We start from the raw sequence: 11,096 nt of genomic DNA, 5'->3' as shown, positions 1-11,096 counted from the left end.
TCCTCGCCGCAGCCGCCCTCGGCCTCACAGCCTGCGGCGGTGACGCCCAAGGCGGCCAAGCAAGCCCCGCCGCCTCACCCGCAGCTTCCACCCAAGTGCAGACAGCCACCCCCATGCCCACAGCGACCCCAAGCTACAAACCCGCCTCAGCCGACGGCCCCGCCGAAAACGTGCCACTCCCCAAGATGCCCGAGAAGGCCAAAGAGGAATCCAAGGAAGGTCTCGAGGAGTTTGTTAAGTATTGGTATGCCACGCTGAGCTACGCATACGAAACCGGCGATATGGAGCCGCTGAAGCAGATTAGTGGCAAAGGCTGCAAGGGGTGCCTCCGAGTTGAACAAACAATTAGTGAGTGGCACACCGATGGCAAGTGGATCGTCGGCGGCGAACTTTCTGTCGTCGGCTCAGTCATTGAGCGGTTTGAAGCTTCGGCCGACGGAACCTACCAGGTCCTTACTCAAGTGGACCAGCAGAAGCTGGGCTTTTATTCAAGCACTGGCAGTCTTGAACACGAAGTCAAGAAAGAGATCGGGATTATCGATGTTATGAATGCTGAGTATGCCGACGGGCAGTGGAGGGCAAAGAACGTCGAAGGTATGGGATGACAAGCCGTGCAGAGCCTTTTAGCCCTGGCTACAGTTACGTCGGCAGTTCTCACGCTCATTCTTGTACCGGCACCTGCTGCGCTGGCCGAGGATAAGCCCGTGGGCTGGCGTAAGGATGGCGCAACTGTGGACGGGGAGTGGCACCTAGATCCGGTTTCCGGCATGTGGGGAGTAGCCCCGGTCAACCAGGCTGATGATCCCAACGGATATAGATACGAACCTGTCTGTTTCGATCGTGAGGGCAACATCGACGTCCAATGTCGAGTGAGGTATGACGGCAGATGTGAGGATGGCGAGGACGGTGAACTGGTCCAGTGGTATACCGGCCTGAGGCAATTGGGCTCTTCGGCGTGGAACACACCCATCGGCGAATTGTCGTGCATCTACTCGGAAGAACCCATGGACGTGCTTGAGGAGATTGCGGGAAGAATCCTCTCCGAATTCAGGCTCTTGCCCATTAACGCAGGGAGTGTGAGTCTCCAACCGAGTCCCCATACCTTGGTGGGCGCGAACACCAACGTTTATGCCACTGCTGGAGATCAGTCATTTTCAATCGAGCTCTTCGGACAGGAAGTAGTAGTCGAAGCATTTCCCACTGAGTACACGTGGACTTATGGTGACGGTAGTTCCCTCGGTCCTGTCGCTAATCCAGGTGGTCCGCTGCCGGCGGATCGCTGGGGAGAGCAGACCGCGACCAGTCACCTTTACGCTCAAACGGGCGACTTCAACGTCTCATTAACGACGACGTTCCGTGGGACGTACAGCGTGAATGGAGGTCCTGCCATTCCTATCCCTGGCACGGGTTCGTTTACAGCCTCACCTGTCACGATCAGTGTGTGGCGGTCAGTGGTGAACAACTACGCGGACAACTGTTTGGAGAATCCAAGTGGTGCTGGCTGCTGAGGAGCCGTAGCAGTTCTGGGCGATCAGTGGAGTTCGGCGCCTTTGGTTTCGGGGGCGAATTTGGCCATCCAGTTGACTGAGATGAGCACGAGGCCGGCGGCGATGGCGAAGGACGTGGCGAGGCCGAGGTTGGGCCACATGAAGGCGACGAAGATCAGCGGGCCGAAGCCGGCGCCGATTCGCGAGAAGGTTGACGCCCAGCCGAAGCCGGAGCCGCGCAGCTCAGTGGGATAGAGCTCCGAGATGTAGGCGTAGAGCACGGGAATGGCGATCTGGACGACGCAGCCGTAAACGAGCAGCCAGATGACGACCGACGCGGGCACCTCGACCGTGAGGGCGACGATGACGAGGATGAGCCCGGAGAGCGGGCCGGTGATGGCGAGGATCCATTTGCGGCCGGTCTTCTCAACGAAGTAGGCGGCGATGATGACGCCGAGGAGGCCGACGGCGGCCATGCCGGCGGTGGTGATGAAGGCCCGGACTTCGGCGAAGCCGGCTTCGATCAGGATGCGGGGCATCCACGTCAAAGCCAGGTAATAGACAAGGAGGATGCTGAAGAACAAGGCCCATGCCGCCGTCGTAATTTTCCAGTTGAAGCTCCAGATGGCACGGAACTGGTGGAAGACGTTGCCCATTGAGAGCCGGGGAGCGGCTGCCGGATCGGGCAGCCGCCACTTCGTGGGTTGGCCGCCGGTTTGCCGGACGAGTTCGTCGATGACCTGGCGGGCTTCGTCGCCGCGGCCTTTGTTGATCAGGTAGAGCGGGGATTCGGGCACGGAGCGGCGGACCCAGAAAACCAGGAACGCGGGCAGCACCATGATGAGCATGGTCCAGCGCCAGTCGGCGATGGTCGCCATGATGCCGGCGGAGACGAAGCCGCAGAGGGCGGCGCCGACGGGCCACCAGCCGTCCATGGCGGTGAGGACGCGGCCGCGTTGGCGGCGGGGCGTGAATTCACCGACGAGGGCGTAGTCCACGGGGACGCAGCCGCCGAGGCCGAAGCCGGCGATGAAGCGGAAGATGCAGAACCAGACGATGTCGGGCGCGAAGGCGCCGCAGACGGTGAAGATGGAGAAGACGAGCAGGGTGGCGGTGAAGGCGACCTTCCGGCCGATGAGGTCCGCGATGGAGCCCCAGATGAACGCGCCAAGGGCCATGCCGATCAGGTTCGCGGTGCCGATCCAGGCAGCTTGCGCGGGCTCGAGGTTCCAGTGGTCGGAAAGCAGCGGGATAAGGACACCGTTGAGGGTGACGTCCCAGGCATCGAACATGAAGCCGAGGCCTCCGATGAGGAAGATCTTGCCCTGCACCTTCCAGCGCCATGGCAGTTCCTGCACGATCTGGTCGCCGGTGGGAAGCCGCTGAGTTTCGGTCATGGTGCCTTCCATGGAGTGCCGCCCAAGGTTTTTCCAATGCGGCAAACTGCTCTTGACTAGGGGCTTTGCAATATGAGAAAGCTCTCATCAGGTTCTCCTCATTGTCTCACTTTCGCTCGGCACAGTTGCTACCAGCACGGAAAGAACAGTTTGAGCGAAAGGTCTTGAGTCCGATGAACAAGCGTGTTTTCTGGATCGCCACCGGTTCCCTTGGCGTTATGGCTGTCGGCATGGGGGCCGCCGTCGCCGGCGACGCTTTCAGCACGCAGGACCTGGGCAGCAGCATTTCCGATCGGGCACAGGTTGAGACATCAGTCCCTTCGATCGAGCGGGCAGTTTCTCCTGCTGACGTGGACCTCAAGGACCAGGCTGTGAAGACGGCGCCGTCGGCGGTGACGCCACAGACTCCGCAGACGCCGGCCTCGGCACCCTCAGCGGTGACGCCGCAGACGCCGGCCTCGCCTGTTTCGGCCGTGAGCGCCGTGAGTGCGGTGTCGGCCCAGACTCCGGCTTCCGCCCATACGCCGGCTTCCGCCCCGTCGGCGGTCTCCGCGCCAAGCCCGGCGTCCCCGGCTTCGGCGCAGTCGGCCGCATCGGCGCCCAGCGCGCACACTGCCGACTGAGCGTTCCTCTCCAACAAAGACAGGCCCGGGCGCCATTACTTCCCGGCCGGGGTCTGCCTGCGTCCGGAACTGGACGTCCCCGCAGTCGGGCCCCCGGCTTCATACAAACAGGGCAGCAGAGGGCGTGAACTAGACTGGTCGCATCCCCTATTGATGTACCTTTGGAGTTTGCGTGAGCTTGATGCAGCTTGACCGTGTTCCCATCCGCCGGGCCCTGATCTCGGTCTACGACAAGACCGGGCTGGAGGAACTGGCCCAGGGGCTGCACCAGGCCGGCGTGAGCATTGTTTCCACCGGATCCACGGCCAAGCGCATCGCCGAGGCGGGCGTGCCTGTCACGGAGGTGTCCGAGGTGACGGGCTTCCAGGAGTGCCTGGACGGCCGGGTCAAGACACTGCACCCGCGGGTCCATGCCGGCATCCTGGCGGACCGCCGCCGCGAGGATCACGTGGCCCAGCTGAAGGAACTTGGCGTGGAGGCCTTCGACCTCGTCGTCGTCAATCTCTACCCGTTCGTCGACACGGTGAAGTCCGGCGCCGGCGAGGACGACGTTGTCGAGCAGATCGACATCGGCGGCCCTTCCATGGTCCGCGCCGCCGCGAAGAACCACCCGAGTGTCGCCGTCGTCGTTGATCCGGGCAAGTATGCCGAGGTGGTCACCGCAGCGGCGGAGGGCGGCTTTGACCTTAAGGCACGACGGCGGTTGGCGGCTTCCGCGTTTGCGCATACCGCCGCATATGACAACGCGGTGGCGAAGTGGACGGCCGCGCAGTTCGGCGACGGCACCGACGAAGGCAACGCCTGGCCGCCCTACGCCGGCCTGGCGCTGGAGCGTTCCGAGGTACTGCGCTACGGCGAGAACCCGCACCAGGAGGCCGCGCTCTACGTGGAGCACGGGGCGACCCCGGGCATCGCGCAGGCGGACCAGCTCCATGGCAAGCCGATGAGCTACAACAACTTCGTCGATGCGGACGCCGCCCTGCGCGCCGCCTTCGACCACGCCGAACCGGCCGTGGCCATCATCAAGCATGCCAACCCGTGCGGCGTCGCCGTCGCCACGCCCGGCGCCGAGGATCCGATCGCGGACGCCCACGCCAAGGCGCACGCCTGCGACCCGGTCTCCGCGTTCGGCGGCGTCATCGCGGCGAACCGCACGGTCACCGCCGGCATGGCGGAGACAGTCAAGGACATCTTCACCGAGGTCGTTATCGCGCCGGACTTCGAGCCCGCAGCGGTGGACATCCTCTCGCGGAAGAAGAACATCCGACTGCTGACCCTGCCCGAGGGCTACCGCCGAGACCCGGCCGAGATCCGCCAGGTCTCCGGTGGCGTTCTGGTCCAGGTCTCGGACACGCTGGAGGCCGACGGCGACAATCCGGCGAACTGGACGCTGGCCGCGGGCGAAGCGGCCGACGAAGCGACGCTTGCCGACCTGGCCTTTGCCTGGAAGTCGGTGCGCGCCGCGAAGTCCAACGCCATCCTGCTCGCCAAGGACGGCGCCGCCGTCGGCATCGGCATGGGCCAGGTCAACCGGCTGGATTCCTGCCGGCTTGCGGTGGAGCGGGCCAACACGCTGGGCGTGGCTGTAGAAGGCGGTGCGGACTCCGCCGGCGGCGCGGCGAACGTTGAGGGAGCCGGGGCTCCGGAACGGGCCCGCGGTGCGGTCGCTGCCTCCGACGCCTTCTTCCCGTTCGCGGACGGGCTGCAGATCCTGGTCGACGCCGGGGTGCGCGCCGTGGTCCAGCCTGGCGGTTCGGTGCGCGATGAGGAAGTAGTGGCGGCTGCCACAGCGGCCGGCATCACCATGTACTTCACCGGAGCCCGCCACTTCTTCCACTGACGGTTCAGCGCCCGGCTCGGGTAAGTTGAATACGTTGAGACCCCAATAGAAACCCACTTTTCAGGGAGACGCCTCACCTATGGCCAAGATTATCTATACCCACACTGACGAAGCGCCCATGCTGGCCACCTATTCGTTCTTGCCGATTGTCGAAGCCTTCGCTTCGACGGCCGGTGTGGAAGTGGAGACCCGGGACATCTCGCTCTCCGGCCGCATCATCGCCGCGTTCGGCGACCACCTCACCGAGGAACAGCGGATCGGCGACGCGCTGGCCGAGCTGGGCGAGCTGGCCAAGAAGCCCGAAGCCAACATCATCAAGCTGCCGAACATCAGCGCGTCCATCCCGCAGCTGAAGGCCGCCATCGCGGAACTGCAGGCCAAGGGTTACGCCCTGCCGGATTACCCGGACGACCCGTCTTCCGACGTCGAAAAGGAAATCCGCGCCCGGTACGACAAGATCAAGGGCAGCGCCGTCAACCCGGTGCTGCGCGAGGGCAACTCGGACCGCCGCGCACCCCTGTCGGTGAAGAACTACGCGCGCCAGAACCCGCACAGCATGGGTGCCTGGACCGCCGATTCGAAGACCAACGTTGCGCATATGGGCGCCGACGACTTCCGCTCCAATGAGAAGTCCGTGGTCGTCGAGGCCGACGGCAAGATCAAGATCCAGCTGGTCGCCGAAGACGGCACCACTACCGTGCTGAAGGACTACTTCCCGGTGCTTGCCGGCGAGGTCATCGACGGCACCGTCATGCGCGCCGCCGCGCTGGATGAGTTCCTCGCCGCCCAGGTCGCCCGGGCCAAGGACGAAGGCGTGCTCTTCTCCACGCACCTGAAGGCCACCATGATGAAGGTCTCCGACCCGATCATCTTCGGCCACGTGGTCCGCGCTTACTTCCCGGATCTGTTCGCGCAGTACGGTGAGCAGCTGGACGAGGCCGGCCTGAGCCCGAACAACGGTCTGGCCTCCATCCTCAACGGCCTCTCCGAGCTGCCGGCCGACGTCCGCGAGGGTGTCCAGGCCGCCATCACGAAGGGCCTCCAGGACGGCCCGGCGCTGGCCATGGTCGACTCGGACAAGGGCATCACCAACCTGCATGTGCCGTCCGACGTCATCGTGGACGCCTCCATGCCGGCGATGATCCGCACTTCCGGCCACATGTGGGGCCCGGACGGCCAGGAAGCCGACACCCTGGCGGTGCTGCCGGACAGCTCCTACGCCGGCATCTACCAGGTTGTCATCGACGACTGCCGCGCACACGGCGCCTTCGATCCGACCACCATGGGCACGGTCCCGAACGTCGGCCTGATGGCCCAGGCCGCCGAGGAGTACGGCAGCCACGACAAGACCTTCGAGATCGAGACCGCCGGCACCGTGCAGATCGTCGACGAGTCCGGCGCCGTGCTGATCGAGCACCAGGTTTCCCCGGGCGACATCTGGCGCGCCTGCCAGACCAAGGACCTGCCGATCCGCGACTGGGTCAAGCTTGCGGTCACCCGCGCCCGCGCCTCGCAGACCCCGGCCGTCTTCTGGCTGGACGAGGACCGCGCGCACGACGCGAACCTGATCGCGAAGGTCAAGGAGTACCTGAAGGAGCATGACACCGAGGGCCTGCAGCTCGAGATCATGTCCCCGGTCAAGGCCACCGCGTTCACCCTTGAGCGCATCCGCAAGGGCGAGGACACCATCTCGGTCACCGGCAACGTGCTCCGCGACTACCTGACGGACCTGTTCCCGATCCTCGAGCTGGGCACCAGCGCCAAGATGCTCTCCATCGTCCCGCTGATCAACGGCGGCGGCCTCTTCGAAACCGGCGCCGGCGGCTCCGCTCCGAAGCACGTCCAGCAGCTGCTGAAGGAAAACCACCTCCGCTGGGATTCCCTCGGTGAGTTCCTGGCCCTGGCCGTGAGCTTCGAGCACCTGGCCACCACCACCGGCAACGCCCGCGCGCAGGTCCTCGCGGACACGCTGGACCGCGCCACCGGCACCTTCCTGCTGGAGAACAAGTCGCCCAGCCGCAAGGTCGGCGAGATCGACAACCGCGGCAGCCACTTCTACCTCGCCCAGTACTGGGCGCAGGAACTGGCCAAGCAGGACCAGGACGCCGAGCTGGCCAAGGCCTTCGCACCGGTGGCCGAAGCGCTGACCGGCGGCGAGGAGCAGATCAACGCGGAACTGCTGGGCGTGCAGGGCTCCCCGGCAGACATCGGCGGCTACTACCGCCCGGAGGATGACAAGGCCTCGGCCGTGATGCGTCCGTCCGCCAAGCTGAACGAAATCCTGGCCACGCTGTCCTAACCCAGCCCGCCAGACCCTAACGACGGCGGCCGGTACCTTTCCCAGCGAAAGGCACCGGCCGCCGTCGTCCGCTTTAGCCGTACGACGGCCGCTTCGACATCCGCCATGCTCAGCCGACGACGTGGGCGATGGGCCAGGTGTGGACCGGCTGGTTCGTATGCATGTTCACGGCGTACAACCCGGTCATCTTCGCCAATGCCGCTGGGCGGCCTAAGCCGTTGGACTCCAGCCGGCGCAAGGTCTCGATCTGCCACTTGGCCCCGTTCTGCTCCGACTGCGCCCGGTCCCGCAACACGCCCAGATACTGCTCGATGAGGCCATCGTCGACACCCAGGTCGGTCAGGCCTTCGGCGGCGAGCGGCAGCAGGTGGCGGATGATGAGCTCGACCACCGGCAGGTCCCCGAGGCCGGGCCAGTACACGTTGGCCTCCAGCCCGTACCGGGCGCAGGCAAGGAAGTTGGCTTCGGCGCTCTTGAATGCTAGCCGCGTCCACAGCGGCCGGTCGGCGGTCCTGAGCCGGCGCACCAGGCCGAAGAAAAACGCGGCGTTGGCTACGGTATCAAGCACCGTCGGGCCGGCCGGAAGCAGCCGGTTCTCCAGCCGAAGGTTGGGCATGTCGTCGCCGGGGTCGTAGATCGGGCGGTTCCAGCGGTAGACCGTCCCATTGTGCAGCCGCAGCTCGGGCAGCAGCGGGGCTCCGGCTTTGGTGTGCCGGCCGACGGTACGGGACAGCTCCGGCAGCAGCGCGGGGAAGTACCGGACGTTCTCCTCGAACAGGTCGAAGATCGAGGTGATCCACCGTTCGCCGAACCAGACCCGCGGCCGCACGCCCTGGTTCCGCATCTCCGGCGGCCTGGTGTCGATCGACTGCTTGAACACCTCGATCCGCGTTTCGTGCCAGAGCAGCTTCTCCATGAAGACCGGCGAATTCGCGGCCAGCGCCACCTGCGGCCCGGCGATGATCTGGGCGGCGTTCCACACCGGCGCGAACTCGGACGGCTCCAGCTGGACGTGCAGCTGCACGCTGGTGCAGGCTGCCTCCGGCGCAATGTTCTTCGCATAGAAGGAGACGGATTCGATCCCCCGCAGGTCCATCAGGACGTCTTCGCCGCGGGCCTGCAGCACCGAGGTGTTCAAGGCGGCATAGCGCTTGCCGGCGCTCAGCCACGACATGTCCTCCACAAGTTCCTGCTTGAGCGTAGGCAGGATGCCGACCATCAGGATCTGAGCATCCGCCTCGGCGGCACGTTCTTCGGCCCGGTTCAGTTGCCGGCGCAGGCTCTCCTCCAGCGCGTTCAGCCCGGTGCCGGAGACCGCCAGCGCCGGATGGTTCATCTCGATGTTGAAGGCGCCGATCTCCGTCTGGAAGGAGGGGTCGGCGATCGCCTCAAGGACCTTCGAATTGCGCAGCGCAGGGGAGCAGTCCGCGTTGGTGAGGTTCAGCTCCAGCTCCAGGCCGATGGATCCGGTCGGGGCGAACGAAGCTGTGGAGAGGTAGTCGGCGAACGTCTCGAGGTTCTCGAGCAGCCGCTCGCGGTAGCGCGTCCTCTGTTCACGGGTGAAGGTCTTGGTCTTGACTTCTGCGCCCATGCTTGTAGGTAATCACTGCATCCGGCGCTTGTACAGGGAACCGTGCACAGCGGAGCGTACGACGGCGGAGCGCGCCTTTTCATCGCGGGGCGCGCTCTCGCGGATCAGGCTTCGACTGTCGGCCGTTCAACTGCGCCCTGTGAACCAATTCACCCGGTCCCGTAGACGCGTGTACCTCGCCGTCGTAGCCTGAGAAGTGGATCGTTTATCCGGCTGAACCGCGGGGGTGGTTTCCATGGGCGTTGGCTCTTGGGATCATGCCCGCCGCCTGGTCCGCCGCGCGCTCCTTATTTCGGGAGCCAGCGTCGGTTTCGCCTTCCTCGGGCTAACCGGCGCACAGGCAGCAGACGATGCTAACGAGGTCCCGAAACCCGCGCTCTCGTCCGTGACGGACCTGGCCGCCTCCGTGGCGGACCCTCTCGAACCTGCCGTTGAATCCCTGGCCGTTCCCGCCGCTGATGCAGCGGCCGCAACGGAACCTGTTGCAGATCTCGCAGCACCGGTAATTGCCGCAGTGGATCCGGTCGCCGAGTCCGTGGGAGCCGCCGCAGAGCCGGTCATGGAGTCCGCGGAAGCCGTTGCTAAGCCGGTGCTGGCGTCCGCACAGCCGATCGCACATCCGGTTGCCGGGGCCGTTGGCCGCGTGGCTGAACCGGTTCTGGACGCGGCCGAGCCGGCGCTCGAACCTGTCGCGGCAGCAGTGGAGCCGCTCACCGCATCGACCGTGCAGCCCGTGGTAGAGCAGGTGCAGACCGTCATCGAGCCCGTGGCCGTTACTGCTGAACCGATCGCAGAATCCGCGGCCATGCCGTCCGGGTCCCTGCCCTCTGCCACTGAATCAGCTGCAAGCCTGAGTGCAGCAGCTCCTCCTGCCGCTCCTGCCGCTCCCGCCGAGCCGACTGCCGCGGAAGGTGCCACCCCGGCCGCTCCCACCGGCCCGCCCACGGCCGCGGATCCCACGAACATCAGTAACGTCGTCGCAGCCTCCTGGAGCGCCTTCGCGGACTCCTTCACGGACGCCACCGTGGGCTGGAAGGAGGCTACATCGAACAGCGTCCGCTTGGCCGTGCATCACGACGCCCCAATCCCGTTCGGACAACCTGGTGTACCTGCAGTCGGATCCACGACGGCAGCAAGCGGAGCTTCTCCGGCACCGGCCGCCGGGCCGGCGGATCTCGCTTCGGCCCACAATGTGGATGCCTTGCTGGCAGCCGGAATGGTGCCGGCCGGCGGATGGATTCTGCCCTCGTCCCCAGCCTTCGCCCCCGGTTCATCGCCTGATTGATTCCGTCCTTGCCGCTGCATCCCAGCGTGCACAAGGACCCGGCCGGCCCAAGGGCCGGCAGCAGAATCAATCAGGAGACGAACAATCATGAGAAGAATCGTGCGGACGACGCTGTACAGCGTCGCCTTCAGCGGAGGACTGCTGGTCCTCGGCGCGGCCGGAGCATCGGCCGCTGAGACAGAACCACCCGAGACTCTCGCGGGTGTAGAGAACATCCTCGATGTCGAAGCAAATGCCGACGCAGACGTCGACCTTCTGGCACCTAACGCCGTTCTCGACGCCGCTGCGGACCTGGACGCCGAGGCGGAGGTCCTTGGCCTCGATGTCACCGCCGACGGTCCAGCGGATGTCGAAGTGCTGGCGGACAGCCCCGCGACGACAGCCCAGGAACCCGTAGCCGACATAACAGCAGACGCAGCCGCTGATCTCGCGCTCGGTGGTGCTGAAAATGCGGCCTCGGACGTCGCTACTGACGTGGCTGCGGACGTCGTTGCTGACGCGGACGTCGCCTTGGGAGGCACTGAGGACGGTGCCGCTGATGTGGCTGCGGACGTCGTTGCTGACGCGGACGTCA

Annotated in this window: 7 protein-coding genes and 1 pseudogene; 6 read left to right on the top strand and 2 right to left on the bottom strand. The window is 65.4% G+C overall.

Annotated elements, in window-relative coordinates; translation table 11 throughout:
• The coding region (locus D477_RS18825) for a DUF6318 family protein (protein ID WP_005273657.1) at nucleotides 1–605 on the top strand (605 nt) is incomplete at its 5' end.
• Nucleotides 606–1,531: 926 nt separating this feature from the next.
• Here the strand turns inward: D477_RS18825 and D477_RS18815 are convergent.
• Nucleotides 1,532–2,884 (bottom strand): MFS transporter, encoded by a 1,353-nt coding sequence (locus D477_RS18815; protein ID WP_043847700.1) that lies wholly within the window; start codon nucleotides 2,882–2,884, stop codon nucleotides 1,532–1,534.
• A gap of 173 nt (nucleotides 2,885–3,057) precedes the next feature.
• Between D477_RS18815 and D477_RS21435 the strand changes: the two genes are divergently transcribed.
• The 3 genes from D477_RS21435 to D477_RS18800 all read left to right on the top strand — a co-directional run bounded on the left by D477_RS21435 (nucleotide 3,058) and on the right by D477_RS18800 (nucleotide 7,646).
• The gene (locus tag D477_RS21435) at nucleotides 3,058–3,507 is read left to right on the top strand and encodes a hypothetical protein (RefSeq protein WP_005273653.1); all 450 of its coding nucleotides are present in this window, start codon (nucleotides 3,058–3,060) and stop codon (nucleotides 3,505–3,507) included.
• Nucleotides 3,508–3,688: 181 nt separating this feature from the next.
• Nucleotides 3,689–5,347: a bifunctional phosphoribosylaminoimidazolecarboxamide formyltransferase/IMP cyclohydrolase gene (gene purH, locus D477_RS18805; RefSeq protein WP_005273650.1), complete on the top strand. Its 1,659-nt coding sequence runs from the start codon at nucleotides 3,689–3,691 to the stop codon at nucleotides 5,345–5,347.
• Nucleotides 5,348–5,426: 79 nt separating this feature from the next.
• The gene (locus D477_RS18800; RefSeq protein WP_005273647.1) at nucleotides 5,427–7,646 is read left to right on the top strand and encodes an NADP-dependent isocitrate dehydrogenase; all 2,220 of its coding nucleotides are present in this window, start codon (nucleotides 5,427–5,429) and stop codon (nucleotides 7,644–7,646) included.
• Nucleotides 7,647–7,755: 109 nt separating this feature from the next.
• Here D477_RS18800 and D477_RS18795 read toward each other — a convergent pair whose 3' ends face one another.
• Entirely contained in the window at nucleotides 7,756–9,237 is a 1,482-nt protein-coding gene (locus D477_RS18795; protein WP_005273644.1) for a hypothetical protein, read from the bottom strand.
• A 235-nt stretch (nucleotides 9,238–9,472) separates the two neighbouring features.
• Here D477_RS18795 and D477_RS21430 point away from each other — a divergent pair, with 235 nt between their 5' ends.
• Together D477_RS21430 and D477_RS18785 are read left to right on the top strand one after the other, a co-directional pair.
• On the top strand, nucleotides 9,473–10,522 hold the full coding sequence (locus tag D477_RS21430) for a hypothetical protein (protein WP_005273642.1): 1,050 nt from the start codon (nucleotides 9,473–9,475) through the stop codon (nucleotides 10,520–10,522).
• Between the two features lie 87 nt (nucleotides 10,523–10,609).
• Nucleotides 10,610–11,096, top strand: a pseudogene (locus D477_RS18785) (hypothetical protein); the annotation flags it as partial.

The organism is Arthrobacter crystallopoietes BAB-32, from assembly GCF_000328305.2.
Taxonomy (GTDB): Bacteria; Actinomycetota; Actinomycetes; order Actinomycetales; family Micrococcaceae; genus Crystallibacter; species Crystallibacter crystallopoietes_A.
This window is presented reverse-complemented; position numbering and strand designations above follow the sequence as displayed.